Here is a 24,983-nt window from a genome sequence, read left to right as displayed (position 1 = left end):
GGGGCATTAACGTCATTCAAGTTGTCGTGGACAATCTCGGGCTTGACCCTGGGGGGAGGATCACGATCATTACTAGGAAGCCAATTCCTGGCGACCTCGTGAATGAACTCTCAAGGCTCAAAGGAGTTAAAAAGGTCACAATCTACTGAGGCCCTCCTGCCCTGGAGGCTGACCTCCTCCCAGCCTTGAGGCTTTCGGAAGAAAAAATTCTCTAAGAGAATTGAAAGAGCAGTGCCTAGGTTTTTAAGCCAAAAACTTAATACCTTGGGAAGCTGAGATTAAGGGGGTGGGAGTATGGAAGCCCCAATAGTAATCATGTGGAGGGAGAAGGGTGAGAAGGGTGAGTGGTTTGTTGCCCAGGAGCCAGTCACAGGCGTTGCGTCACAGGTGAGGACGGCGGATGAGGCTTACGCTAACCTCTTGGAGGCGCTGGAGCTTTACTTGGAGGATTATCCAGAGTTGAGGGAGAAAGAGCTTATGGGGAGGATAATGGAATTCCACAAGGCTTATGCCAAGCTTGAGCTTGAGCGTCGCGCGGAAAGGCTCAGAGAAGTATTGGGGGAGGTCAACCCGAGAAGAAGGGGCAGGAACCTTTATTAGCCCCATTGTGTGTCATTGTGTTTGGTGGGCTCGGGTTTCCGTCAACGGTAGTGCTGTGACCGGCAACGGGGGTGGAGTTGCTGCCGTGAGGCTTGAGCATCGCCGTGATGACCCGCCCCGTATCACAACGATACAGGACGGGAGAACGGTAGCTCATGGTTTTCTCCATGATCTCTTCTACTAATTTGAGAATGCGGGAAGGATCTTCTTCTAAGTTAAAGACTAGGGTCTTTCCTCTCCCTCTCCCGAGGCCTTTTCCCGAGAAGTGACGGGACCTTGTATTTCTAATTTTGGGGTTACATAGTGCACTATGTGCCTCATTGTTTTTGGAGGTAGGCCTAACTTGTAACATGCTTCTTTATATAGCTGGTAGACTGCACCATTCATTGGTGTTGTCTCGCTCTTCTCGAGTAGGGTCAGCATGTCACGGTCTACAATTTCCATAGCTTCTCTAATGTCCTCTTCTGTAACTTGTTTTGAAGCTCTGAACCCTGCCTCTTTAAGGACTCTTAAGCCCCATCGTAGGTCACGACCTGTTTTTTTGATCAATGCCACCAAATAATTTGTTGCCCTCTGGTATTGTACTCCCTGAAATACACGATTCCGAGATAACCTTAAACCTTAGTACTTTAAGCGTTTTAGTATATCGACCCTACTAGATATTACGACAAAGGCCACATTGTCTTTTCCAGTAAGCCCGTTATTGTTTCGTCAGTCGCTGACAAAAGGAAAAATCCACATACTTCTTCTTAACACCAACCCACCTCCCTCCAAAAATAAATAAAACGTCAAACAAATTCATACTCTAAACCGAGCCTCTTCGAGAAGAACTTCGAAAAGAAAATCTCATCTTCACCATCATCAATCACGAAACCATTCCTGCCAATCTCTGTTACAACCCCCTCATAAACCCTTCCACTAACATCAAACCTCACATATTCACCAACCTTCAAATGCTTCATAAACTCTTCAATATCCATACCCAACCACCTCCTCAACCCTACAAATTATGAAATATTTCATTAAATTATATAAGGGGTCGCTAAAAATACTCCATATAATGGTAATAAAGTAGGAGTCGAATGTCAAACCCTTCCTTTAGTAGCCTGATCACTTCAAGGAGGAGATCCTTAATAGAATCCCCATATTGTGCTTGAAGAATAGCAGGCCAGATCAGATTGTACTATTCCCTTAAAAACACTTCACTTTTTATTAGTGCTTATACCTTTGTATTTTTCTAGCGTCTCCTTGTAAAATCTCCTCAACACCCAAATTTCTCCAAATCGCTCATACTTGTCCCTACAACAAATTTTAATTATGTCGTACATTACCGCCTTTTTAGGCATTGCTTCGTCCAGCACTTCGGGATTCTTCACCTCGACATTAAAGAGTTCTTCAACTAGATTATTTACCTCGGCTCTAACCTCCCTATATGAAATCCACTCTACGATTTCGCCCTTTATCTTGAGATGTGTCGGGTCAAGTTGGGGGCGGGCATAGAAGTACGTGACTTTATACTTGCGGGTTGGAGCTGTAATGACTTTGTGCCTCCTCCGATAGATTATTACTGGCTGTTTGAGCGAGAGAGTGCAGAGTACTAAAGCAGCCTCTTCTAATGAGCTAAAACGCAAGTACCATCTTCTCTTCACATTTAGCCAGGGGCCCCTTACAATAATCTTAACGAGGGCGACATACACTTTCTCCCTTTCCTCTTTTGCAACTTTCCCTTTATCCATCCTAACCACCAACGCTCAATAAGGGCATTTCACTTCAGAGAGAAAGTTAAAATCAATCACCAAAGACTGACACACTTTATGTCCCTTTTTTGGTTAATCTAAGACCCTTTAAAGTATTCCCCTGTGGGTTCAAGTATTCGTATTATTTGTGTTGTTACTAGCCTTAGCTAGCCCCCTTTTACAGACTGACGACGTAACGGCAAAGTACTTTCCCCTCTCTTTTTTCGCCCATTTTTCAAAGAATTTATACATCTCGTTAACGTCTTTACATTCTTTAATAACTTCCTCTTTACCGGAAGAGAACCCGATAACCTTTCCCCCTATGCCAACAAAGTATCTACACATTCTTCTTTAATACCCCGTAAATGTGAATAATGAATGGCAAGCCGTACTCTCTTTATATGTTTATTTTCCATTTCCCTTTGTATTCCTATAATCGAGAAATGTTGTCATTTCCCTTCCCTATCTTATTGTTTGTTTTTGCCTTAATTATTTTGCCTCATTAAAATCCTATTAATCACCCATTTTCTCCTAACTTCTGTGACCTTTCAGAGGAATAATTTTTATAAAACTTAAATACTAATTTTTGTTGACTACAAGCCATATTGCCGGTTGTAGTACAACTGGTGTTGTTGTCTTTGTACTCCCATCCACATTGGGGGCACCAACCATAGGCCCTAAGGCCAAACGGAAACAGCCCACCTAGAGGGATTACACTAAAACCTCACAAATTACGGCTACAAAAGCTACAAAACCAACAAAAGACACCAACTAGAGAACAGCCTTTAGAGCGGGGAAGAAGTCACTCAAATTCCCAAGTCAATATTATTATATATAGCAAGTGCGCTAACTACTATTCGGTGGGATTCGTGGGGTTTAGGAAGTGAATCCTTGGTTTTGACCCGAGAGAGTTTTATGAATTAAAGACAGCCCTAATTCGGCTTGAGAAAATTGAAAAAGAGATACAAGAGCTTAGAGAAAGCATGAAAGAGCTCCAAAAATGCTCAATGACAAGGCCGATAAGCAGGCTCTAGATTTACTCTCACAGGTGCTTGAAACTGAACGAAAGATCGTTGATTCATTAGAGCAGAAGGTTAAGGAGATAAAACTAAAATTCGAGACTTTAGAGCTATCGACAGAGGTTCAAAAAGTCCAAGTGGATGATTTTGAGCTAGAAGAGAGGTTAGTTAAGCTTATTTCACAGGGGCATAATTCACCCACCGAACTAATACGTATGCTTGGCATTTCGGCAGATAAGCACTATCAGATAATCAACAGGCTAATAACAGAACGAAGGATAAAGAAGATTAGAAAAGGGCGCAAAGTCTATTATATATTGACAGAAGAGTAAATATGCTATGCATTCGGAAATAATTCGGAACCGAATATTTAGTAATCATTAGGACACACTCCATAGACCCCACTAAAATGCCCCTTGTTGTACACTCAGTTATGTTGGTTACCTAAGCTAAAAAGGCCCGAATTAAGCCGAATAGCCAAGATAGTCCGTATACTTCACGAAACTGACAAATCATAGGCTATTATAACCATTCTAGGCCAGAACGTTTTCTAGTATAGCGCGTGGGGTAGTACCCAAGGACCCCTACATGTTCCCATGACACTCCCCATGGTCTTGGAGATTGACTCGGATAGGGCACAACCAAACTCTTACCTTTTTCTTTTGAAAGCCTCGCCCTTCAGGGTGGGGAAGATAACTGAATAAGCTCAGAAAAGAAAACAAAATATACTCACCCTTTCGGAAGAAAAGTCCTTTTTACTTTTAAAAGCCTAAGGTGGGGCTTATACTCTTTTCTCCAAGTCCATAGCTCCATTTGCGACTCTCTTCCCAACGAACTCAGCTACCCTCCGGGAGAGAGTTTCTCCAACCCCTGCCCCTCTTCAATAATTCCGCGAAGTCCTCAATTCTATCAACCTCCTCAAGCTCGATTATAAACCTTCACGGCAACCACCAGACAACAGCCCACAAAACAGCATAACACCAAGAGCCAGCTCCAACAACAGGCCTTAAATAATTATTGCATCATTTAATCATTCAATTATTCAATTATTTCATTATTTAATCATTGCATTATTTGATTATTTAATCATTTAACCATTCAATTATTCAATTATTTAAACAGCACAATAAATATTTATTTAACCAAGTGCGGGGGGCAACCAAAACCAAACCAAAACAAAAACCAAACCATTTGGGTTTTGGGTTTGGTGTTGTCTCGCAAGGGTGGTGGGTGCGGATGATGGTTCATAACCTGTTCTGTTTCTGTTGGTTGGTCGCCTTCTGTTGGTGATGGTGCCATTTGGTTCAATTATTCTGGTATGGTGGTGCTGGTTTCATTTGTGGTGTAGTGTCCATATTGTGCAGTGTTTCCTGTTGTGGCGAGTGGTCTCATTTGATTGCTTCTTCTTGTTTGATTGCTTTGGTGTAGGTCTTGTCGTATTCCATGTGTAGGCCGAGGGTTTTCTCGACTATGTTTTCGATTAGTGGTGTTGGGTCTTCTTCCGTGAGTGGGATTATTGTTTTGATTTTTCTCTGCAAAGTTCTGGAGTGTGGTGAGGTCTTTGGGCTGGTAGTTTTTGAGTGTGAAGTAGCCTGTTATGTTGATTTTGTCCGTAGGCCGTTGTGAGGAGTAGGACTGTTTTCTTGTCAAGCCTTAGGGTGAGGGCTTGTGGTTCTGGCTGGTGGAGCGGTCTTAGGGTGATTGTTGCCGTTTTCGTGATTATTGCGTCGAGGATTGTGATTTTTGGAAGCCAGAGCGTCTTCGTGTTTGGCGGGGCCTTGTGTTCCAAGTAGTCGCCTGTTTTTGTCCTTATACCGTAGATTTGACCGATTTCCTCCCCCGTATCGAACTGGACTGTGTAGCCAACTGGTGCTGGATATATTCTCGCTGGGAGCTCCTGTCTGTCTTCTGCCGTTGCGAGTGTTGTTGTAATCATGAGGATTATTATTAGGAGTGCCCGCTTCTTCATTGAGCCCGCCCTTTATTTTCTCTCCTAAACCGTCGTTCCTACGCTCAACAAAAATGTTGAGCGTAAAATCGTGCAGAAGTGGCGAAATTAACGCTCAACAATTTCGTTGAGCGTTTGAGTGTTAAATAATCATTCAAGTATTTGATTAAATATGCAATAATTATTTGATTATTTAAATGGTTAAATAATTATTTCAGCGTGTGAACTACCTTGAAATAATTAAATAATGCAACAATTAAATAATTATTGGTTTCAGCCTGGAGAAAGCGAGAAACACGTGCATACCTTGAATATTTGAATAATTAAATAATTGTTCAATCAAATAATGCAATAATTATTTGATTAAATAATTAAACGGTTATTCAACGCTCACTCTCAACAAATTTGTTTAGCGTCCATAGGATACTGTCAGGATAATTTTGGCATCACCTCCTGGAGCAATTCAGAAATGTCACTGGGAGGAGAACCAAATCGAGAATGGGTTCGAACAAAATTATACCAGAGGGCAAACAGGAAAACAAACCTGTGAACTCTCCCCCAGTCCTTACTCCTGAACAGAAGTGCCCTCTCTTTAACAGTCCTGAACCAGCCTTCAACACTGCTCCTTGATCCGATATGAACAAAATCCGACCCAAGAGACTTAAAAGCAGACTTGTACCAAGGCCCGCCATCAACCAGAAAAATCGGCTGGCCCTCACAGGATTTTAAAACAAGCAGAATAAACTCCCTGGCAATCCAATAGTTTCTGGTTGTTGTAATCCAGACTGCCAAAACTTCCCTGCTCTCAACGTCAATGGCAGCCCGGAGATACTTTTTCTGCCCATTAATCTTTATTACAGTCTCGTCAACTGCAACTCTGTTTTTCACTGCTGGTAAATTGTTTTTGCGAGTTTTTTTACTGTCTTCTAGCTGTGTGGCTGATTTCCAGGATTTCTGCGATTTGCCTGTAACTGAGGCCTCGCAGGTATAATTCTACTGCCCTGATTTTCTTTTCTGGGGGATTTTATTCCAACAAAAAGGTTTTAAGGCTGAAAACAGCAAGTAAATAATGGTTTCAGCCTTCATGCTTCCCCCTTTCTTTTCTGAAGTGTTATCAGCAACTTAAGCCTAACGTCCTACTGCCTATCCTGACAGTATCTTTCGCTACACCAATAACTTATTTAATCCCCTACTCCCTGATTCTTTTAGGTGGTTTTAATGGCCCACTGGCTCTGCATAACCAATAGGGATAACTGGGAGATAATAAAGGAGAAGAACATATGGGGTGTCCCTAGGAGGCACGAAAATACCATGAAGAGGGTGAAGCCAGGAGATAAACTCGTCATCTACGTCAAGCAGGAAAACAGGAAGGGAGAAATCCTAGAGCCAATGATAGTCGGGATATTTGAGGTCGTAAGCGAGCCCTATACTGATTCAACCAGGATCTTCAAGGCCCACACCCCAGGAGAAACTTACCCAATAAGGGTGAAGATAAAGCCCCTGAAGATTGGGGAGATAAAGTTCAAGCCCCTAATTCCCAAGCTGAAGTTCATAAAGAACAAGAAGAGGTGGAGCGGGCACCTAATGGGCAAGGCCATGAGAGAAATTCCCGAGGAAGACTACAGGATGATAGAGAGCATGTTGGGATGAATTCCTTCCAGAACATCAGTAAAAAGAGATCCCAGCTAAACCATATACCTCCCTTCTTTTTCATCACGGAAAAGTTTGCAGACCTTAAACTCGTCTCAACATACTTCTACCTTCAGAATTCTATTCAGGGTAAGAGATTCGATGAAAGAAGGATCAAGAGTGGAGTGGTGTAGGAGAATTCATACTAGTAACAAAAACGACAGTAGGTGCAGGAGGAAACGGTTCGTAATGAAGAACTCCTCCATAATATCTATGCCTCAAGCAAATCTCCTTCTATTGGCGCTCAAAATAAGGGGAAAGGCTATCGTTGAGGTTAGGTACGAAGGCAAACTAACCCCCTTTGAGCCTTTCACGAGCTACGTTGAGTTAAGGGAAGGAGGGAGCATCTTTAGGACTTCGTACACTAGGAATGAGATTGTACTTTCATCAATGTGGCTACTGAAGGAGCTTGGGAGCTTCAAGAGTTACGAGGCCGAGATAAAGACGCCCAGAGGTGCAATAATAGACGAGAAAAGGGAAGGATTCTGGATCAACAATGATGACTACTTCTTCTCAAACAATTCCATGAATCCCGTAATAATTCTGGGGAACTTCTCCCGTATAAAGAAGGAATACTTGAGGGTTTCCATCGAAGTGTACAATGCTAATAAGGGTACAGCTGACACGATAACCTCAATCATAAGGAACTACTCCCAATTCCTTGATTATCCATTAAGGTATTCTACCTTGAAAGCCTAAGCCAAAAGGCCGGTTTTGAGTTCCCGAGGGGAATAATACTCGTGCACCCAGAAAGGAATGAAATCTTGTTGCTTGCCCACGAAATAGCTCACGTATGGTTCGGCGACTATGCATCCTTTGGAAGGGTCGATAAGAGCTTGGCGAATTACCTAGCTATAGTTTGCACGGGCTCATATGGCCTAATCGATTACGTTGAGAACTCTTTGGCGAATTCCACTTACTCTTTGGTCAGGATATACGAGGGAAATGTATTCAATCCCAAGGCTGAAGCTGAAATATATTACCAAGGAGCTTCATTTTCAGATCCCTTCAGTTTGTTCTTGGGAATGAGACTTTCTTCGAAGGGTTGAGGGAACTCCTAAGGGCATGCCACAATAGGGAGTGCAATTTAACAGATATTCAGGGGATCTTTGAAAGGGTTAGTGGACGGGATTTGGACTGGTTCTTCAGGGAGTGGTTTTACTCGAAGGAAATGCCTCGCTATAGGATAAGTAACCTAAGAGGATCTTTAGAATTCGATATCATCGATGAGAGCAATTTTACGATGCCCGTGGAAGTTCAAGTAATAACCCCAACCAAGAGCTTCACAAAGAAGATTATGGGTAAATGGAAGTGCAAGAGTGAAATTTGATCTTAAAGAGAAACTAGTGGAGATAACCATAGATCCAAATGATTGGATAATAAATGAGAACGGTGAAGAAATCATCGATGGGATAAAGGTAAGTTACAATTAGTTACAGCTCCACAGGCCTAGCTTTTTCTTCCTCGCTTCTTCCTCAACTCTCAAGTACTCTCCCATCTTGTCGAACCTCTTCTCATAAAATACCCTAGCCAACCCCTTCTCGAGTATCAGCTCGTTCACATCGGTTCCGTTGAGGTATACATAGGCGAGAAGCCTGCCGTATTTATCTTTCCTCTCCTGCTTCGAGTCAAACTCCAAGGTCACCTCCCTGCCCAGGGTAACGTTAGCTAGGAACTCCTTCGCTATATTGGCATAGTTAACTAGGCAGGTGACATTGTGAACTCCCCTGTACTCGCCTGGCCTCATGAGCTCTGGTTCAAGTTCTGGGGCATCTATTCCAACGAGCCTGACCTTCACAACTTCCCCGCTGTCGAGCTTCACGTAGAGTGTATCACCATCAACTACCCTAACGACTTTCCCGTGTAAAACCTGGGGCTGAGGAGACAAGCATCCGAGGATTAAGAACACCAGAATTAAGCTACCTATTCTTCCTAGTTTCCCATACGACCCTGCCATCCTTCCTTACCACCTTCAGTATCCTGTGGTAGGGTATCTGGGTCTCTCCAACGAAGAAGTAGCCATGGCCGAGCTCGATCAGCTTAACGGGAATTCTCCTCACGTTACCGTAAGCTCCCCTGTGCTCTATCACGATATAGTAATCTTCCTCGTTTTCCCTGGGATCGTACTTTATCTTGGCTAAGACCTCCTTAACGGTTCCCTTCCTCATACGAGCTCCCCCAGGATCCTCTCAAGGTTTCTCCTCCAGTCCTTTATTATCTTTCCGTGCCCAGGAAGACCCAGCCTGACCCTGAACTCGCGCAGTTCCTCCAAGGATTTAACTAGCTCCTCAAAGTTGCCTGTGGGTAGGTCAGTTCTCCCGTAAGCTCCTAGAAAGACGGTATCTCCGGTAAACATTATCTCCTCCTCCTCGTAGTACAGGCACGAGCTTCCTTGGGTGTGACCTGGGGTGTGTATTAACCTAAGCTCAATACCACCCACCTTGAGGTAATCACTATCCTTCAGCTTTATTTGAACCTTCTGAGGCCTAAACCTCCTCCCGTAATAGAAGGACAGGATTACGTAATCATCTCCTTCCTCTAAGGTCTTAGCTGTGAGCTCGTGAGCAACAAATACAACATCAATTCCTTTCTCGTTAAAGTACCTCTTGAAGGCTTCGTTGCCACCTACATGATCGAAGTGCTCGTGGGTGTTGAAGATGTACACCCTCTCAACGTCGAGGTAACCCTCTCCCTTCGCTACGTCGATGTACTTGTTCCAGTAGACCCCTGTTCCAGTGTCAACTATTAGGACCTCTCTACCGCTCTTGAGGAAGTAGACGTTTGAGTCGAGGTGAACCCCCTTTAGCATCAGGATGTTCGGCTCTATCTCGATGGGTATCATACAACGCCTTCCTCCTCAAGCTTCTTCGCCAATAGGGCTACCTTTAGTATCCCTTCAAGTATGCTTGGGAAGTTAGGGATTTCGCCGAACTGGGCGAAGAGCGTTCCATAGCTCGAGTGCCAAGCATCTACCTGCTTCCTATCTTTGGCAGTGATTATGTAAACCACCCATCCCCTCTCCTCAAGCCACTCGACCAGCCTCCACGCATCTTCCATGTTCCTAACTTCAATTCCGAACTTCTCCCGGACTTCTTTTATCAGCTCTTCCACTTTCTCACCTCCAGAAGAGGGCTCCAGGGGGGACCGCCTCCTCATCCGGGGGAGCGAAGCCGTCAGGAGGGGTTAAACTCTTCATCGCCCATCTTGAGTAGTCCTAAGTGGTTCATAAATATTATTTAACCTTCGGCTATGTCCTTTTTGGAGGTGACAAATTTTGAGCAATAATTCGGAAGTTGAAATTTCCCTTGCAAATGGTAAAATAGTTGTCAAGCTACCAATAACCAGACCTACTTCGAAAGTTCGAGTTAAGAAAATTGAGAACGGCATAGGAATTCCAGTGCCTCCAAGAAAAACACATTTTCCAGAGAGGGAAGATGAGTTGAGGGCATATTACATTGAGTGGCAGATATCATATTCAAAAGATGGCTTATATGATTATGAGTTGTCAAAAATTGTGAAGTTAGCGTACAGGGCTGGTATTCTCTCTGAGAGGGATATAAAAGAACTTCTAGAATTTGTTGACGGTGTCAGTTCGTACCTTGAAGACAAGGGGATTTGGCGGAAGAGCACTAAGCGTTGCCTTCATGGTTTTGAACTCTATGAGGAAGTTTATCCCGTCGCAAAGAAGGAGTTACCGACTGGGGAATTCATCGAGATAGTCTTAAAGCACAAACAACGAGCAGTTGGCTACCAGTCAATGGTCTATGTGTGTATTCCACTAACAAATATCCGACCGAGTTTGGCGGGAAGGAGCGCGAGGAAGAATGAGATAGTTGAGTACGAAGTTCCTCCAGAACTAATAAAGGAGACCCTGAAAGCGTTTATCATAGCTTCCGAATCTCATAAGAAGGATGTTATCGGGTTTCTACTAAGGAGTGTTAAAGGCTGACCTAGAAATGGGATTTTGTTGTGTGTTAGCGTTAATTTAGAGCAACTTGGGCCTCCAAGGGAAAGGAGGAATCCTATGGTAGGGATCAGGGTTTGATAATAATGCTGGGCTAGTGTTAAGTTGTCGATTGGTGGTTATAAAAATTTTGTAGGGCTCTTCGGAATTACAACCGATGGTCTATGCCCTTAAGTTTTGTCGGAGACTCTAGCATTATTGGGAAACCCATAAGACATCTAAGGGATAACGATAGAGCTTAGTACTGCAAAGTTTAGGTGGCTGATGCTAATCTCTCATGAAAAATCTTCTCGGTTTTATCTAGATCCGATAGGGAGGTTATTGTGAAATTTTTGGAATATTGTTCCTAATCATCTCTTCTATCTCCTTTTTAATTTCCTCCAGTACCTTTTTTGCTCTGTGAATCTTGCCCTCTTTCCTTAGTCGGATAATTTCTCTGTACGCCTTTTCACACTTTTCGAGAAAATCTTTTGGAGGAATTAAAACGGGAATTCTCTTCAATTCTCGCTGTGGAATCGTTATTGTCCCAACCCCGCGTGCGTACTTTAATATCTGCTCTCTAATCGTTGGAGTTTGCAAGTAAAATGCCAAATAAAATGGATTTATTTTATCTGATTTGACTGTTAAAATGTAGCTCCAATCATCCACAACTCCTTCTTCCTCTTTTGACGCAATGACCGCTGTTCTGCCAATTGTCCCTACACCAACTCTAACGAAAACTACCTCACCAACCCGAGCGTGCGCGCTCTTCTTGTACATTTCCGAGTTTGGTTGAACGAATTTCATGTCTCTCTTAAAATCAATACCCAAGGGTGTTACAACCTTTGCGGATATAAATGGAATGCCACTCTTTGAGAATTTTCTCTTTTCTCCGTACTCTGTTCTTCCACTTCTTATCTCAACTAGTTCCCCTAATGGAACGCTGTTCGCTAACTCGAGATGACTTTGTAGGTAAAACTCTGGGTACAATATTGAGTCGACGATCTTTACCCTTTTCCCTATTGCGTTGATCTTTGCCAACGTTAAACTGTGAATTGAATTAACCTTAGCCATGAGAACTTCTCCATTGTGAGGTCCACCTTTTTTCGCGAACAAAATTGCGGTTCTTGCTGAAGTTCCTTCAAAAATATTACGTGGAAGAGAAACAATTGCCAGAACCCGTGAATTCTCCAATATAAAGTCCCTAACATATTTCAAGCCAGTATTTGAGAATACTCCAAACGGCAGTATTACTCCAATGATTCCTCCGTCTCTAGCACACCTAAAGAATTTCTCGAGGAATAATATCTCGATAGCTTGACTCTTCTTTCCTTTTCCAAGTTCAAAATTTGATAAGATATCTTTATCCGTTATTCGCCCATACTTAGCTGAAAAAGGAGGATTGCCTACTACTATGTCGTACTTCCCTTCGTGGGGGAGCTCTGAGAGACCATTCTTTATGAATATCCTATCTTTTATGTCCTTTGGGGCCCTATCTTTAACTGATGGGTCAATATCGAATCCATAAACTTCAAAACCCTTTTCCTTTAAGTACTTCAAAAATACGCCTTCTCCACATGCAGGGTCGCATGCAAGATTTGTTTTTCTGTTATCAAGATGGTTGCACGCAAATTCAATTATGAATTTGGCAACCTTCGGAGGCGTAAAAAATTGTCCTAACTTTTTTTCTTTCCTCTTGAAATGCTTTTCTTTCTGAGATGTCATGCACTTTCCACTCCTGAAATTTTCTGAGGATTGGTTTTATTTTTGAAGTCAGCTCTCTTATAGAGTTTAACTCCCAAATTAAAAATCTAACCTTACTCCCATTTCAAAGGTATGGGGATGTGATGATCCAAATCAATTCGAAAAGTTTATATATTCGAACTGCATTAGTTCGTATTGAGAACAAAAATAAGGAGGAGATCGAAATGGTAGTGATAGGAGAAAAGTTCCCAGAAGTTGAGGTAAAGACCACCCATGGGGTAATTAAGTTGCCTGACCACTTCGCAAAGCAAGGAAAATGGTTCGTCCTCTTCAGCCACCCCGCAGACTTTACCCCTGTTTGTACGACAGAGTTCTATGCAATGCAGAAGAGGGTTGAAGAGTTCAGAAAGCTTGGCGTTGAGCCCATAGGGCTTAGCGTTGATCAGGTTTTCGCTCACATCAAGTGGATGGAGTGGATAAAGGATAACCTCGGCGTTGAGATTGACTTCCCTGTTATAGCCGACGACAGGGGAGAGCTCGCTGACAAGTTGGGCATGATCCCAAGCGGTGCCACAACAACCGCTAGGGCGGTCTTCGTGGTTGATGACAAGGGAATTATAAGGGCCATCGTCTATTATCCGGCCGAGGTCGGAAGGGACTGGGACGAGATCCTCAGGCTCGTCAAGGCCCTTAAGATAAGCACGGAGAAGGGAGTTGCTCTTCCGCACAAGTGGCCGAACAATGAGCTCATCGGGGACAAGGTCATTATTCCACCAGCCTCAACCGTAGACGAGAAGAAGCAGAGGGAAGAAGCCAAGGCCAGGGGAGAGATCGAGTGCTACGACTGGTGGTTCTGCTACAAGAAGCTTGAGTGATTTCCCTTCTTTTTATTACCTTCTTTGGAAATTTAATCCGCACGATTCTTAAGAATCTTGTTATTGTAGCTAACTTGAGCTCCGTGGTGCTTTATAAGACGAGATTATATAGTTGTGAGAATGCGCTCAGCTTTAGTGAAAGATTCTGGTATTCTAAGGAGCATCATTGGACTTGAAGATTAGTACCCAAAAATGCCCCAAAATGCTTAAAAAATGATCCCCTCAGTTACACATGGAGGTGGTTTAATGCTCAAAGTTGATGATCTCCATGTGGCCGTTGAGGGTAGGGAAATACTGAAAGGTGTGAGTCTTGAAGTTGGTAGGGGCGAGTTTCACGTTATAATGGGGCCAAATGGTTCTGGAAAATCAACACTTGCCCTCACAATTGCCGGTCATCCAAAGTACAGGGTAACCCGGGGAAAGATAATCTTTGAGGGCGAGGATATCACGGAATATTCTCCCGATGAGAGGGCCAAGAGGGGAATTTTACTCGCATTTCAGACCCCACCTGAGGTTGAGGGTGTCAGGATAATCGACTTTCTCGCTCAGGTTCTTGCCGAGATTAAAGGGATTGACATAGGAGAAGCCTACGATCTCATAAAGGAGAAGGCCGAAGATCTCTGGTTCAAGGGAGAAGACCTTAAGAGGTTCGTTAATGTTGGCTTTTCGGGCGGTGAAAGAAAAAGGCTTGAGCTACTTCAGGCTTTGCTTCTTGAGCCAAAGCTCCTCCTTCTGGATGAGCCCGACAGTGGGGTTGATGTTGATTCCCTAAGCGTCATAAGCAGAAAGATTGAGGAGTTGCACAAGAAAGGAGTTTCAGTAATCCTGATTACCCACTACGGGAGGATACTCAAGCACATCGATCGGGAGAACCTGAAGGTTCACGTCATAAGGAATGGTAGGATAGTGAAGAGCGGAGGAGCCGAGCTCGTTGACTTGATCGAGAGAGAGGGATTTAAGGCAGTCTTTGGAGGTGAGAACGGTGAGTGAAACACTCACTTTATCCGATGCTAAATCCATAATCGAGAACCAGATTGAGGATCTCGCGAGGAGGAATAGGGAGCCTGAATGGATGACGAGGATAAGATATAGGGCCCTTGAAGAGTTCATTCATGCTCCCCTCAACGATCCAATTATCGATGAACAAACACTTCTCCACTTCATAGCCAAGCCTGAAATTGAGGGCTTGCCCGAGAAAATTGAAAGCTTAGATGACTTGCCCCCAGAGATGAAATCTCTACTCGATAGACTTGGAATTAGTGAGGTGGAGCAGAAGTACATAGCGGGTTTGGCGGTTCAGACTGATACGGGAGTAATCTACAACCAGTTCCTTCAGGAGTGGGCTAAAAAGGGCTTGATAATTCTTCCAACAGAGGAAGCCGTGAGGAGATATCCAGACGTCGTAAAGGAGCACTTCCTTAAGCTGTTTAATGCTGGAGAGAGCAAGCTTACCGCTTATCACACCGCAGTGTGGAATGGCGGAATATTCCTCTACCTAAAGGAGAACCTCAAGGTTCCTTTCCCTCTACACTTATTCTTCCTCATCCAGGAGAGTTCCCTAGCCCAGGCCCCTCACATCATCATAGTAGCTGAGAGAAATAGTGAGGTTCACCTAATAGAGGGATGCACTGCCCCTATACTTGTTAGGCACTCCCTCCACTTGGACATGACCGAGGCTTATCTCCATGAGAACGCCAAGGTTAGGCTGACCGTTTTACAGAACTGGCCAGAGTACGTTCACACGAGGCCCATGACTAGGGCTAGGATAGGGAGAAACGCTCAGTTCCTGAATACGACGGTTAGCTTGGGGGCCGGAAAGAGCAACATAGCAAATCCAAAGTACTGGGTTAGTGGGAACGGCTATGTAGAGCTTAACGGAATAATATTGGGCCAGAAAGACTGGTACATTGATTTAGGGGGAGAAATGCATTTACAAGGCGAAGGGGCAAGTGGCATAAACGCCAGTAAGGCAGTCATAATGGACGAGTCTACCGTCATAACTAGAGGGGTGATAAGGGCTGAAGCTCCGAAGACCAAGGGGCATATAAGCTGTGATGCCCTGCTTATGAGCGATAAGGCTAGGATGGAGACATATCCAGGACTGGTTAGTTTAGTGGATGATGCCGAGCTAAGCCACGAAGCTGCAATAGGAAAGATAAGAGAGGAGGAGCTCTTCTACCTTATGTCAAGGGGGCTTAGCGAAGAAAAAGCGACTCAGCTAATCGTTAAGGGCTTCCTCGAACCAATGCTCAAGGATATTCCAGTTGAGTTCTTAGTTGAGATACGGAAGATAATCGAGCTAGCGGTCAGCGGGGGGATGTGATTCCTCGTTTCCCACCTTTCATTAAACTTAGATAAGCCCAGGGAGAGGGCATGAAGGGGCTCAGAATAAAAGAGAAAGTTGGAGATTAAGGTAACGCCTTAGTTTTCTGAATTTGGGATGATCGTTAAAATGAAAACTAGGAGTTTCATGAGCTAACTGACCTCTTCCCCGCCGTAAACGGCGAGGCTTCCAACCAACAAAGAAGGTGATGAATCTGATATTATGGATGAGGGATTTCAAACCTTAAGGTTGGAGCTTTGTTTTTCTGAAAATTCTTTAGGCTTAGAAAGGTAGAGATTCTCAAGATCCCCCTAGACAGGTAACTTCAATCCCCTGAAGAAAAAGCAGTCTTAGCCTGGGGAAGAACGCTAGAGGTAGAAGTGGAAAGGGAGAAGCCCGGCCTTCAGGTGCAGGGCAGGTTACCTTCCTTAAACCTCTTGACAAGGTTCTTGGTTACCTGAGAGATGACAGTACGGGAGAACTCATGAGCTCGTTAAAGAATTCTTTGAGTTGAGCTGGAAGAGAAATATCACAAAAGATGAGGTTTATAGTGGGAGGGAAAGATTAGAACCAAAAGCGCGGGCTGAAAAAGGGCCTTGGTCTTAAGAAACTCCTAATGAGCATAATCACAACTAGGGCTATTGCATATGGAGCCGCAACGAGGAAGAGCTTGAAGAGTATGTACAACATTGCAATTAATAGGATCACATCGATTAGCCAGTACGGCCCACCAAATGGGGAATAAGGGAAAAAGCCCCTTCCATAACCTCTACCCATGCCTCTTGGCAACTACCTCACCACCACCAGCCGTACAGCCACCTTAGGGTTCTTCTGCTTGGCATCCCTGTCCACGGGCAGTAACCCAGTCTTGCTCCCCAGCCTCTACCGCCTCTGCCCCAACCTCTTCCCCATCCTCTTCCTCTACCCCAGCCACGACCCCAACCTGGGCCCCACCAGTAGTAGGCCGGAGCTACTGGCTGAACTGGGGTTGCTGGGGCAACGGGAGCTGGGGTAATTGCGGGTGCGGGAGCAAATACCCTGGGCTGGGCTGGAGCTCCCTGGGTAACTACCTTAACGGCATCTTCAACCTTCGTTCCTGGGGCCACTGTGTAGAGTCTTATTCCTGCAGCCTGAATAGCTCCCATTGCGTTTGGCCCAACTTGCGGTGCTACTATCGCCTCGACTCCCTCATTTATGAGCGTTTGCACAGCTAGTGGGCCTGCGCCACCAGCGGCTGTAGCAGCTGGGTTCTGAATTACCTTAGTGTTTGTAATGTTACCTTTTTCATCAACGTCAGCGATTAGGAAAGCTGGGGCTCTCGCAAATACTGGAGCAACTGTGTCTTCCAAACCTCCTCCATTTGTTGGAACAGCAACCTTCACCATTGTCACCACCAATATTTTGTGCATATGCTCACAAATATAAAGTTTTCGGTTGGCCTAATTTTATGGTAAAGAGCTTAGGAATTTTTCAGCATGAGGAAATAGGAAAAAGAAAAAGTTTTACTCTACCCTAAAAGTTCCTCCGAGGAATATCTTTGGTATTTTAACCCTAATTGTCTTCTTGGGGTCGACAAGCTGGCTTATTTGGACATCCATCACCAGGCTGGCAAGCATATAAGCCTCATCCCACGATAACCCCGTCCTTTCCATAATAAATTTGACTCCCTGGTTAACTGCTTCCCTAATCGCCTCTTCGAGGTTCTCATGGGAAACAAGGATATAGTAAGCTTCACTCGTTTCAACGATCGGCCACTCTATCTTCCAATCAACGACGTCAACTTTCACAGTAACCCTTCCACTAACTTCACAGGCAGAGACACAAACCTCTCCGTCGGCCATGACTGCATGGAGATCCCCTAAGGCAAGGTAAGCTCCATCTTTAAACACGGGAAAGTACACCGTTGATCCTATGGTTATGAGGTTAGTGTCCATGTTGCCTCCATGTTTCCCTGGTGTCCCTGTTGGAATTTCCTCTTCAGAAGCAACTCCAATGACTCCTATCATTGGTTTAATGGGAATTCTCAGGCCATTAAAGTGCACAAATCCATCTCTGATTTCACAAACCTTTGTCTTTGGTTCCCTGACTTTATCCCCGAGAACTCCAGCCCCTGGAGCTGTCACTATCACTCCCCTATCTGCAACTTCTATATCCAGAACCTTAACCTTCAGAGCCATCCCCCTCTTCGCACCCTCCACGTACACTGGACCTGTTGCTGGATTCACCCTTGAGAAGTCTATTTTTTCGATCGTATCATTTTCAGTTTTGATTTGTCCTCCTAAGGCGTCTAAGGTTTCAAATATTACAATATCTCCGGGTTTTGCCCTTGCAACTTCTTTCATGTTGGGACCAAAAGAGTATACATGTTTTTCTTTCGGGACAACTATCATAGATCTCACCAAGATTAATAATTCAACAATGCTTATAATTCTCTTTGGGGTTAAACTTAGCATGGAAGGATTAAACTTAGCGTTTGCTGGAGGTCTCTTTGTTGCCCTTGCAACTTCCCTGGGAGCCCTCCTCGCAGTATTCGTTAAAAGGATTCCAGCTTGGGGTATAGACTTCAGCTTATCGTTTGCGGCTGGAATAATGCTTGTTGCAAGCTTTACTAGCTTAATTCTCCCAGGAATAGAAGAGAGTAGCTTCTTAGAAGTTTCTATCGGGATAATCTTAGGAGTCGGACTGATATATCTCCTAGACATGTATCTACCTCATGAACATCTCACGAAAGGTTATGAAGGCCCTCCAAGCTTAAAGGAGAAGCTCAGGAAGGCCTGGCTCTTGGCCTTAGCGATGATTATCCATAACATTCCCGAGGGATTGGCGGTGGGAACCTCAATAGCCTTCAGCTCAAAAGAGGGATTAATAACTGCTCTAGCTATAGGAATTCAGGACTTTCCAGAAGGAACGGCGGTATCTTTACCTCTAGCGGCAGTTCAAGGGAAAAGACTTAAGCCCATTCTCCTCGGAGTCGTCAGCGGAGTTGCTGAGATGGTAATGGTCATCCTGGGCTACGCCTTCTTCTCGTCCTTCTCAGGTTTCTTGGGTTATGGAATGGGAATTGCGGGAGGAGCAATGCTCTACGTCACCGTTAAGGAGCTCATACCGGAAATTTATAAGGGAGAAACAAGTGAGACCATAGTGACACTCGGCTTCCTCACCGGGTTCTACATAATGCTTTTCCTCGATTCAACCCTGGGGTGAGAGCATGAAGTTTACCGAGAACTTTGAGAGGGCCAAGAAGGAGGCGCTAATGAGCCTGGAAATAGCCCTGAGGAGGGGAGAGGTTGACGAAGACATAATCCCCCTACTCAAGAAAATTAACTCCATGGAGAACTACTTCACGACGAGCTCGTGCTCCGGGAGAATTTCGGTCATGGAGATGCCGCACTTCGGGGACAAGGTGAACGCCAAGTGGCTCGGGAAGTGGCACAGGGAAGTTGAGTTTGAGGAGGTTATGGAAGCTATAAAGAAGCACAGGGAGGGACAGCTCTGGCTTTTGGTTAGAAGCCCCATCCTTCACGTCGGGGCTAGAACGCTTGAAGATGCAGTTAAACTTGTCAACTTAGCGGTATCGTGCGGCTTCAAGTACTCCAACATAAAGAGCATAAGCGACAGGAAGTTAATAGTTGAGATTAGATCGACGGAGAGGCTTGATGCCTTCCTGGGGGAAGGGGGAGAGTTGCTCGTCAGCGAGGACTATATAAGAAAGCTGGTAGAGGTAGCGAATGCCCAGCTTAAGAGGTTTAAGGATAAGTTGAGGAAGCTTGAGAAAAACTTATAAGCTCTCCACCCAACTTTGGCCGATGCTAATGAGGGGGGATTTATTTATCTGCTGAAATAAAATCCCTCACCTTTTCTTGCCTAGTTCTTACTATAACCCCTAGGAGGGTTCTAAAATGATAAAGGAGCCAGAGGTTAGAGAATACAATCCAGCTCAGCTTGAGGAAAAGATCGAGAAGTTCTGGAAGGAGAATGAGATATATAACAAGGTGAAGAAGCTCAGGGAGAATGGGCCAAAGTACTACTTCCTTGACGGTCCACCGTACGTTAGCGGAGCAATCCACCTTGGAACCGCTTGGAACAAGATAATCAAGGACATGATAATAAGATTTAGAACAATGCAGGGCTACAACGTCTGGAGACAGCCAGGCTATGACATGCACGGTCTCCCAATAGAGGTTAAAGTTGAGCAGGCCCTCGGGCTTAAAACGAAGAAGGACATAGAGGAGAAAATTGGAGTTGAGAACTTCATACAGAAGTGTAAGGAGTTTGCACTCAACAACCTCAGGATAATGACCGAGCAGTTCAAGATGCTTGGCGTTTGGATGGACTGGGATAATCCGTACATGACGATAAAGAACGAGTACATTGAATCAGCATGGTTCACGCTCAAAAAGGCCTGGGAGAAAGGCCTTCTCGAGAAGGACAAGAGGGTTCTTCACTGGTGTCCGAGGTGTGAGACAGCTTTGGCCGAGCATGAAGTTAGGGGAGAGTACAAGCTTAGGAAGGATCCGAGCATATACGTCAAGTTCCCGGTTGAGGGTAAGGAAAACGAGTACCTCCTAATTTGGACGACGACCCCATGGACCTTGCCCGCAAACCTTGCGGTTTCCGCTCACCCAGAATATGACTACGTTAAGGTCAAGGTCGAGTGGGAAGGGAGAGAAGAGTACTGGATACTCGCCAAGGCCCTAGTTGGCAAGGTTTTGGGAGAGATAGGGGTCAAGGGAGAGATCGTTGAGGAGTTCAAGGGTAAAGACCTGGAGGGATTGAGGTACGTTCACATCCTAATGGATGAGTATCCGAGGCAGAAGGAATTCAGGGAAAAATATGAGTGGGCCCACAGGGTAATCTTGGCCGACTTTGTGACGCTCGAGGAAGGTACGGGCTTAGTGCACACCGCCCCAGGACACGGTGAGGAAGACTTTGAAGTTGGACAGAAGTACGGTCTGCCAGTCTACAGCCCGCTTGACGACCAAGGAAAGTACACGGAGGGCAAGTGGAAGGGGATCTATGTCAAGGAAGCTGACCCTCAGATAATAGAGCACCTCAAGGAGAAAGGCTACCTCCTCAAGGCTGGAGAAATAGAGCACAAGTACCCGCACTGCTGGCGCTGTAAGACACCCCTGATATTTAGGGCCACAGACCAGTGGTTCCTCAAGGTCAGCAAGGTCAAGGACAAGATAATCAAGGAGAACGATGAAAAAGTTACTTGGTATCCGGACTGGGTTAAGATAAGGTTCGACAACGGAGTTAGGGACAGCGGGGACTGGGTAATAAGCAGGCAGAGGTACTGGGGCATCCCGCTCCCAATATGGCAAGCCGAGGACGGGGAAATTTACGTTGTCGGCTCTTGGAAGGAGTTAGTTGAGCTGGCAGTAGCGATAGAGGTCAACGGCGAGAGGATTGACCTCCCAGAGAGCTTCGAGGAGAAGCTCAAGGTTATCGAGGAGAAGCTCGGGCCGGAAGACCTCCACAGGCCCTATGTCGATGCATTCATAATAAAGGTCCACGGCAAGGAGATGAGAAGGGTTAAAGATGTAGTTGATGTGTGGTTCGACAGCGGAATAGCGAGCTGGGCTTCCCTGGGCTACCCCAGGAACAAGGAATTGTTCGAGAAGCTCTGGCCAGCTGATTTTATAGTTGAAGGAGAGGATCAGGTAACCAAGTGGTTCTACTCACAGCAGGCAGCTTCAGTTATAGCCTTCGACACAGTTCCTTACTTAAGGGTCGCAATGCACGGCTACGTTTTGGACGAGAAAGGAGACAAGATGAGCAAGAGCCTTGGAAACATAATAAGGCCTGAGGAAGTCGTTGAGAAGGCCGGAAGGGACACGTTTAGGTTCTACATGCTCTGGGCCACCAACCCATGGGAGAACCTCAAGTTCAGCTGGAAGGGAGTTGAGCAGGTAAGGAGGATGCTCAACATACTCTGGAACGTCTACGTCTTGGCGTCAACGTACATGAGCCTAGACAAGTTCGATCCAACTAAAGTGAATCCAGAGAAGTTACCCTTCAGGGACGAGGACAGGTGGATACTCTCAAGGGTTAACAACCTAATAGAAAAGGTCGAGAACGGAATAGAGAGCTTCTACCTCACGAAGGCAACTAGGGCCCTTTACGAGTTCATAGTTGAGGACCTGAGCAGATGGTACGTTAGGCTGATCAGGAAGAGGATGTGGGTCGAGGGGGATGACCCGGACAAGTTGGCTGCTTACTACACGCTCTGGAAGGTCTTTGATGTTCTCCTGAGGTTGATGGCCCCGTTCACACCGTACATAGCCGAGGAGATCTACCAGAACCTAATAAGGCCTTTCACTGGAGTGGAGAGCGTCCACATGCTCGACTGGCCCAAGCCAGATGAGAGGGCCATAGATAAGGAGCTCGAGAATGAGATGGAGTACGTGAGGAGAATAGTCGAGGCGGGCTCAGCTGCAAGGCAGAAGGCCAGGATCAAGCTTAGGTATCCAGTGAGGAGAATAATAGTCGAAACCCAGGATGAGACGGTAAAGAGGGCAGTTGAAAGGCTGAACAGAATACTGAGGGATCAGCTCAACGCCAAGGAGGTAGTGCTAGATACCGTCAAGAGGGAGATAATCGTCAAGCCCAACTTCGCAAAGCTTGGCCCAGAATTCAAGGGGGATGCAAAGGTTATAGCGAAGTGGATAAGCGAGCACGGCCTCGAGCTCTACGAGAAGGGCGAAGTTGACGTTGAGATTGAAGGGAAGGCATTCCACTTAACGAGGGATCACATAATAGTTGAAGAGGAGATTCCAGAGTTTTTCGTGATGGAGGAGTTCGAGGGCGGAAGGGTCTACGTGGACAAGACCCTAACCAGGGAACTGCTGTCAGAAGGTCTCGCAAGGGAATTCGTGAGGAGGATACAGGAGATGAGGAAGAGGCTTGACCTCGACGTGAACGACAGGATACTCGTGACGATAGAAACAACCGAGGAGAACAGGGAGCTACTCGAGGAGCAGCTCGACTACATAAAGAGGGAGACGAGGGCTACTGAGGTAATCTTTGGAGAGGCGAAGGGATACGTGGTGGAGTGGCCAGAGGTTAACGCGAAGATAGGGATTGAGAAGGTGGAGAGCTGAGACCCTTTACTTTCTCATCTAATTTTAATTTTATCATTATAACACCAGAAAGCATAGAGTTTCTCTAGTGGTCATGTCATGTGGTGAGTGATAGCCATGGATCTTATCTCCGAGTTTAATAGAAAGCTCGAAAACGCATTTGGATTTACCCTTCACAAGTACCAAGAAGCGGTTGCTAGAGAGCTTATAGATCAATTGGAGCATGGAGAGAGATTTATCACAGTGTCAATGCCAACTGGAAGTGGAAAAACAGTTCTTGAAATGCTGACAGCAGAATATCTGCTCAGCAAAGGATACAGAAGGATACTTGTCTTGGAACCAACTCGCTTTCTCTGTGACCAGATGCACTCAAGGTGGAAACAATTAGTTGAAACTGGCAAAGAATATGAAGGAAACTGCTGGAGTTTTTTAAAGAATTATAAAGTAGTTATTTCAACCCCTCAAACAGCTCTAAAGTGTGTTTCAACCCTTCAGGGAGAGTTTGATGCCGTAATAATCGATGAGGTTCACCATGCGATCACTGGGAAGTACTACAATGAGCTTATCGCAGAGCTAAGACCAAAAGTCGTCGTTGGATTCACAGCGTTGTTACCGAGTAAGAAGGCTTACAGGGCAAGCGTTAGCAAGATTGGGAAAGTTGTTGGAGAGTTAAAACTGCTTCACTACGATTTTCAAAAGCTTATCAGTATTGACTCTCAATTCAATCCTCCAAAGGCACTCGTTGATATTTTTGACTCAGAACTAGACGAAAGGGAAAGAGGAGTGTATGACTTACTGTACTTCGGAAGGTTACCGGGAGAAGTAAGGATAATATATTTTCTCGAGAGAACATTTTCAAGGTATGGGAAAAAGGCATTCTGTGAGAGCTTTTTCAGAGCAATAGAGAAAGGAAAAATTCCAAAATCCAAATATGCAGATGAAATTAGCGACTTCTGCAGAAGTGAGCAACTTTCCCACAAAGCCCGTGCACTGCTTGATATCTTGACAGTATATAATCCCAAAGAAACCCCTAAATTAAGGCCAATTATTGTCTTTACCTCTCGAAAGGCCACCGCATATGAGTTCAAAGACGCCATAATTAGGGAGCTTGACGTGCCATCTAATAAGGTTGAAGTCCTAACAAGCGACCTTTCGAAAGAACAGAGAAAGGAATTAATCTCTAGGGCCAAAAAGGGTGATGTTTACATAATAATCTCGACGCTCGTAGGAGAAGAAGGTGTTGATATTCCCGAGGCAGGGGTTCTTGTGATGACTGACGTTCCTAAGAGCCCACTAAGGTTTTACCAGAGGCTCGGAAGACTGATTAGAGTTTCGAGCCCAATGAACACAAAGGTTTTCGTAATCACAATGACTCCCAAGACCGAAGAATATCGGGACTTAAGCGAAGCCGTATGGAACCTTTACAGGGAAGGTGTTGATGTGAGCTATATACTTCTCAACTTGGAAGAGAAGCTGACAACTCAGAAGCTCCTCGACTATATCAAGGAAACTACTAAGATGTTGAACTCAAAATGGGCATCATATATGTTGCTCACGCAGGGAGACAAGCCAAAAGACCCAGTAGAGTACTACTTAAGTGCACTTAAGTCGAATGAGAAGTTCAAAGAGACAATTAAGCAGAGATTCGGGGAGCTCTCTGATGAGGAATTCGAGAAATGGACGTTCATGGTTACCACCATATTTTTCCTAAGAGCGTGGAGCGATGACATTAAGAGAGCTATGAAAGAAGTCGAGAAAATATTAAACAAAGGAAAAGTCGTTGGGGATTTTGATAAGCTAATAAAGGATGATAGGCTGTTTTATTTTTACGACCCTGAAGGGCTTTCCGATATGGTGTTCATGGAGCTTGAACGGCTCCGCAAATACTGCAAGGAAAACCAGAAAACTTTTGCGAAAACGTTTTCTTTAGGTTCGATAGAAAAGGATTTCTGAGACTGTTTACCAACATATTCCCGATTGAGAACATTAACGACATACTTAAAGAACTAAGGCAGAGAGTAAGCAAAAAGGAGAGGATCTTTGGTGACATATACGTCTCAATCA

At 44.9% G+C, this 24,983-nt stretch carries 28 protein-coding genes and 1 pseudogene; 15 read left to right on the top strand and 14 right to left on the bottom strand.

Features of this window, described 5'->3' with window-relative positions:
* Positions 1-26 precede the first annotated feature (26 nt).
* Both P8X24_RS08395 and P8X24_RS08390 read left to right on the top strand, forming a co-directional pair.
* Positions 27-149 carry a hypothetical protein gene (locus P8X24_RS08395; RefSeq protein WP_372915293.1) on the top strand — a complete coding sequence of 41 codons (123 nt, stop codon included), beginning with the start codon at positions 27-29 and terminating at the stop codon, positions 147-149.
* Between the two features lie 145 nt (positions 150-294).
* Entirely contained in the window at positions 295-600 is a 306-nt protein-coding gene (locus P8X24_RS08390; RefSeq protein WP_372915291.1) for a hypothetical protein, read from the top strand.
* A 222-nt stretch (positions 601-822) separates the two neighbouring features.
* Here P8X24_RS08390 and P8X24_RS08385 read toward each other — a convergent pair whose 3' ends face one another.
* The 4 genes from P8X24_RS08385 to P8X24_RS08370 all read right to left on the bottom strand — a co-directional run bounded on the left by P8X24_RS08385 (position 823) and on the right by P8X24_RS08370 (position 2,681).
* On the bottom strand, positions 823-1,155 hold the full coding sequence (locus tag P8X24_RS08385) for a hypothetical protein (RefSeq protein WP_372915289.1): 333 nt from the start codon (positions 1,153-1,155) through the stop codon (positions 823-825).
* Between the two features lie 233 nt (positions 1,156-1,388).
* Positions 1,389-1,580, bottom strand: coding sequence for a hypothetical protein (locus tag P8X24_RS08380; RefSeq protein WP_372915287.1), 192 nt, complete (start codon positions 1,578-1,580; stop codon positions 1,389-1,391).
* A 222-nt stretch (positions 1,581-1,802) separates the two neighbouring features.
* Positions 1,803-2,336, bottom strand: coding sequence for a hypothetical protein (locus tag P8X24_RS08375; RefSeq protein WP_372915285.1), 534 nt, complete (start codon positions 2,334-2,336; stop codon positions 1,803-1,805).
* A 129-nt stretch (positions 2,337-2,465) separates the two neighbouring features.
* Complete coding sequence (locus P8X24_RS08370; protein WP_372915283.1) at positions 2,466-2,681, bottom strand: hypothetical protein; 216 nt, start codon at positions 2,679-2,681, stop codon at positions 2,466-2,468.
* Positions 2,682-3,336: 655 nt separating this feature from the next.
* On the opposite strand from P8X24_RS08370, the gene P8X24_RS08365 reads away from it, so the two are divergent.
* A complete protein-coding gene (locus tag P8X24_RS08365) occupies positions 3,337-3,687 on the top strand; it encodes a hypothetical protein (protein ID WP_372915281.1) in 351 nt (116 codons plus the stop codon).
* Between the two features lie 1,181 nt (positions 3,688-4,868).
* On the opposite strand, the gene P8X24_RS08360 is transcribed toward P8X24_RS08365, so the two are convergent.
* Positions 4,869-5,324, bottom strand: a complete 456-nt coding sequence (locus P8X24_RS08360) for a hypothetical protein (RefSeq protein WP_372915279.1) — start codon at positions 5,322-5,324, stop codon at positions 4,869-4,871.
* A gap of 408 nt (positions 5,325-5,732) precedes the next feature.
* Positions 5,733-6,389 (bottom strand): annotated as a pseudogene (locus tag P8X24_RS08355) (IS6 family transposase).
* A 132-nt stretch (positions 6,390-6,521) separates the two neighbouring features.
* On the opposite strand from P8X24_RS08355, the gene P8X24_RS08350 reads away from it, so the two are divergent.
* The 4 genes from P8X24_RS08350 to P8X24_RS08335 all read left to right on the top strand — a co-directional run bounded on the left by P8X24_RS08350 (position 6,522) and on the right by P8X24_RS08335 (position 8,322).
* Positions 6,522-6,953, top strand: coding sequence for an EVE domain-containing protein (locus P8X24_RS08350; RefSeq protein ID WP_372915277.1), 432 nt, complete (start codon positions 6,522-6,524; stop codon positions 6,951-6,953).
* Positions 6,954-7,229: 276 nt separating this feature from the next.
* On the top strand, positions 7,230-7,691 hold the full coding sequence (locus P8X24_RS08345) for a hypothetical protein (RefSeq protein ID WP_372915275.1): 462 nt from the start codon (positions 7,230-7,232) through the stop codon (positions 7,689-7,691).
* 41 nt (positions 7,692-7,732) lie between these two features.
* Entirely contained in the window at positions 7,733-8,041 is a 309-nt protein-coding gene (locus P8X24_RS08340) for a hypothetical protein (protein WP_372915273.1), read from the top strand.
* Positions 8,038-8,322, top strand: coding sequence for a hypothetical protein (locus P8X24_RS08335; RefSeq protein ID WP_372915272.1), 285 nt, complete (start codon positions 8,038-8,040; stop codon positions 8,320-8,322). Before P8X24_RS08340 ends, P8X24_RS08335 begins: the two co-directional genes overlap by 4 nt.
* A 99-nt stretch (positions 8,323-8,421) precedes the next feature.
* Here the strand turns inward: P8X24_RS08335 and P8X24_RS08330 are convergent, their stop codons facing one another.
* The 4 genes from P8X24_RS08330 to P8X24_RS08315 are packed head-to-tail and all read right to left on the bottom strand — an operon-like array spanning position 8,422 to position 10,103.
* Complete coding sequence (locus tag P8X24_RS08330) at positions 8,422-8,949, bottom strand: thermonuclease family protein (RefSeq protein ID WP_372915270.1); 528 nt, start codon at positions 8,947-8,949, stop codon at positions 8,422-8,424.
* A complete protein-coding gene (locus tag P8X24_RS08325; protein WP_372915268.1) occupies positions 8,912-9,160 on the bottom strand; it encodes a DUF504 domain-containing protein in 249 nt (82 codons plus the stop codon). The genes P8X24_RS08330 and P8X24_RS08325 overlap by 38 nt, the downstream gene beginning before the upstream one ends.
* Positions 9,157-9,834: an MBL fold metallo-hydrolase gene (locus tag P8X24_RS08320; RefSeq protein WP_372915266.1), complete on the bottom strand. Its 678-nt coding sequence runs from the start codon at positions 9,832-9,834 to the stop codon at positions 9,157-9,159. Before P8X24_RS08320 ends, P8X24_RS08325 begins: the two co-directional genes overlap by 4 nt.
* Positions 9,831-10,103, bottom strand: coding sequence for a hypothetical protein (locus P8X24_RS08315; RefSeq protein ID WP_372915264.1), 273 nt, complete (start codon positions 10,101-10,103; stop codon positions 9,831-9,833). The genes P8X24_RS08320 and P8X24_RS08315 overlap by 4 nt, the downstream gene beginning before the upstream one ends.
* A gap of 163 nt (positions 10,104-10,266) precedes the next feature.
* Here P8X24_RS08315 and P8X24_RS08310 point away from each other — a divergent pair, with 163 nt between their 5' ends.
* Entirely contained in the window at positions 10,267-10,941 is a 675-nt protein-coding gene (locus P8X24_RS08310) for a R.Pab1 family restriction endonuclease (RefSeq protein ID WP_372915262.1), read from the top strand.
* Positions 10,942-11,274: 333 nt separating this feature from the next.
* Here the strand turns inward: P8X24_RS08310 and P8X24_RS08305 are convergent, their stop codons facing one another.
* Positions 11,275-12,660: an N-6 DNA methylase gene (locus P8X24_RS08305; RefSeq protein WP_372915260.1), complete on the bottom strand. Its 1,386-nt coding sequence runs from the start codon at positions 12,658-12,660 to the stop codon at positions 11,275-11,277.
* A 122-nt stretch (positions 12,661-12,782) separates the two neighbouring features.
* Here P8X24_RS08305 and P8X24_RS08300 point away from each other — a divergent pair, with 122 nt between their 5' ends.
* From P8X24_RS08300 to P8X24_RS08290, 3 genes are all read left to right on the top strand, one after another.
* On the top strand, positions 12,783-13,514 hold the full coding sequence (locus P8X24_RS08300; RefSeq protein WP_372915258.1) for a peroxiredoxin: 732 nt from the start codon (positions 12,783-12,785) through the stop codon (positions 13,512-13,514).
* Between the two features lie 246 nt (positions 13,515-13,760).
* Complete coding sequence (sufC, locus tag P8X24_RS08295) at positions 13,761-14,504, top strand: Fe-S cluster assembly ATPase SufC (protein WP_372915257.1); 744 nt, start codon at positions 13,761-13,763, stop codon at positions 14,502-14,504.
* Entirely contained in the window at positions 14,497-15,837 is a 1,341-nt protein-coding gene (locus P8X24_RS08290) for a SufB/SufD family protein (protein WP_372915255.1), read from the top strand. The genes sufC and P8X24_RS08290 overlap by 8 nt, the downstream gene beginning before the upstream one ends.
* A 564-nt stretch (positions 15,838-16,401) precedes the next feature.
* Here P8X24_RS08290 and P8X24_RS08285 read toward each other — a convergent pair.
* From P8X24_RS08285 to P8X24_RS08275, 3 genes are all read right to left on the bottom strand, one after another.
* Positions 16,402-16,626, bottom strand: a complete 225-nt coding sequence (locus tag P8X24_RS08285) for a hypothetical protein (protein ID WP_372915253.1) — start codon at positions 16,624-16,626, stop codon at positions 16,402-16,404.
* A 5-nt stretch (positions 16,627-16,631) separates the two neighbouring features.
* Positions 16,632-17,219 (bottom strand): NifB/NifX family molybdenum-iron cluster-binding protein, encoded by a 588-nt coding sequence (locus P8X24_RS08280; protein WP_372915357.1) that lies wholly within the window; start codon positions 17,217-17,219, stop codon positions 16,632-16,634.
* Positions 17,220-17,339: 120 nt separating this feature from the next.
* On the bottom strand, positions 17,340-18,227 hold the full coding sequence (locus P8X24_RS08275; RefSeq protein WP_372915251.1) for an acetamidase/formamidase family protein: 888 nt from the start codon (positions 18,225-18,227) through the stop codon (positions 17,340-17,342).
* 61 nt (positions 18,228-18,288) lie between these two features.
* On the opposite strand from P8X24_RS08275, the gene P8X24_RS08270 reads away from it, so the two are divergent.
* The 4 genes from P8X24_RS08270 to P8X24_RS08255 all read left to right on the top strand — a co-directional run bounded on the left by P8X24_RS08270 (position 18,289) and on the right by P8X24_RS08255 (position 24,872).
* Positions 18,289-19,041 carry a ZIP family metal transporter gene (locus P8X24_RS08270; RefSeq protein ID WP_372915249.1) on the top strand — a complete coding sequence of 251 codons (753 nt, stop codon included), beginning with the start codon at positions 18,289-18,291 and terminating at the stop codon, positions 19,039-19,041.
* 4 nt (positions 19,042-19,045) lie between these two features.
* Positions 19,046-19,621: a tRNA(Phe) 7-((3-amino-3-carboxypropyl)-4-demethylwyosine(37)-N(4))-methyltransferase Taw3 gene (gene taw3, locus P8X24_RS08265; RefSeq protein ID WP_372915248.1), complete on the top strand. Its 576-nt coding sequence runs from the start codon at positions 19,046-19,048 to the stop codon at positions 19,619-19,621.
* Between the two features lie 115 nt (positions 19,622-19,736).
* Positions 19,737-22,940, top strand: a complete 3,204-nt coding sequence (gene ileS, locus P8X24_RS08260; protein WP_372915246.1) for an isoleucine--tRNA ligase — start codon at positions 19,737-19,739, stop codon at positions 22,938-22,940.
* A 96-nt stretch (positions 22,941-23,036) separates the two neighbouring features.
* A complete protein-coding gene (locus tag P8X24_RS08255) occupies positions 23,037-24,872 on the top strand; it encodes a DEAD/DEAH box helicase (RefSeq protein ID WP_372915244.1) in 1,836 nt (611 codons plus the stop codon).
* Positions 24,873-24,983 lie beyond the last annotated feature (111 nt).

Source organism: Pyrococcus kukulkanii (assembly GCF_041647995.1).
Lineage (GTDB): Archaea > Methanobacteriota_B > Thermococci > Thermococcales > Thermococcaceae > Pyrococcus.
Note: the sequence above shows the minus strand (reverse complement) of the source record. Positions and strands in the feature narration are given on the sequence as shown.

Coding starts and splice junctions, on each gene's coding strand:
- P8X24_RS08365 (WP_372915281.1), top strand. CDS start 3,337: ATGCTCAATGACAAGGCCGATAAGCAGGCTCTAGATTTACTCTCACAG.
- P8X24_RS08375 (WP_372915285.1), bottom strand. CDS start 2,336: ATGGATAAAGGGAAAGTTGCAAAAGAGGAAAGGGAGAAAGTGTATGTC.
- P8X24_RS08305 (WP_372915260.1), bottom strand. CDS start 12,660: ATGACATCTCAGAAAGAAAAGCATTTCAAGAGGAAAGAAAAAAAGTTA.
- P8X24_RS08360 (WP_372915279.1), bottom strand. CDS start 5,324: ATGAAGAAGCGGGCACTCCTAATAATAATCCTCATGATTACAACAACA.
- P8X24_RS08300 (WP_372915258.1), top strand. CDS start 12,783: ATGATCCAAATCAATTCGAAAAGTTTATATATTCGAACTGCATTAGTT.
- P8X24_RS08270 (WP_372915249.1), top strand. CDS start 18,289: ATGGAAGGATTAAACTTAGCGTTTGCTGGAGGTCTCTTTGTTGCCCTT.
- taw3 (WP_372915248.1), top strand. CDS start 19,046: ATGAAGTTTACCGAGAACTTTGAGAGGGCCAAGAAGGAGGCGCTAATG.
- P8X24_RS08255 (WP_372915244.1), top strand. CDS start 23,037: ATGGATCTTATCTCCGAGTTTAATAGAAAGCTCGAAAACGCATTTGGA.
- ileS (WP_372915246.1), top strand. CDS start 19,737: ATGATAAAGGAGCCAGAGGTTAGAGAATACAATCCAGCTCAGCTTGAG.
- sufC (WP_372915257.1), top strand. CDS start 13,761: ATGCTCAAAGTTGATGATCTCCATGTGGCCGTTGAGGGTAGGGAAATA.
- P8X24_RS08380 (WP_372915287.1), bottom strand. CDS start 1,580: ATGGATATTGAAGAGTTTATGAAGCATTTGAAGGTTGGTGAATATGTG.
- P8X24_RS08275 (WP_372915251.1), bottom strand. CDS start 18,227: ATGATAGTTGTCCCGAAAGAAAAACATGTATACTCTTTTGGTCCCAAC.
- P8X24_RS08370 (WP_372915283.1), bottom strand. CDS start 2,681: ATGTGTAGATACTTTGTTGGCATAGGGGGAAAGGTTATCGGGTTCTCT.
- P8X24_RS08350 (WP_372915277.1), top strand. CDS start 6,522: ATGGCCCACTGGCTCTGCATAACCAATAGGGATAACTGGGAGATAATA.
- P8X24_RS08320 (WP_372915266.1), bottom strand. CDS start 9,834: ATGATACCCATCGAGATAGAGCCGAACATCCTGATGCTAAAGGGGGTT.
- P8X24_RS08325 (WP_372915268.1), bottom strand. CDS start 9,160: ATGAGGAAGGGAACCGTTAAGGAGGTCTTAGCCAAGATAAAGTACGAT.
- P8X24_RS08390 (WP_372915291.1), top strand. CDS start 295: ATGGAAGCCCCAATAGTAATCATGTGGAGGGAGAAGGGTGAGAAGGGT.
- P8X24_RS08330 (WP_372915270.1), bottom strand. CDS start 8,949: ATGGCAGGGTCGTATGGGAAACTAGGAAGAATAGGTAGCTTAATTCTG.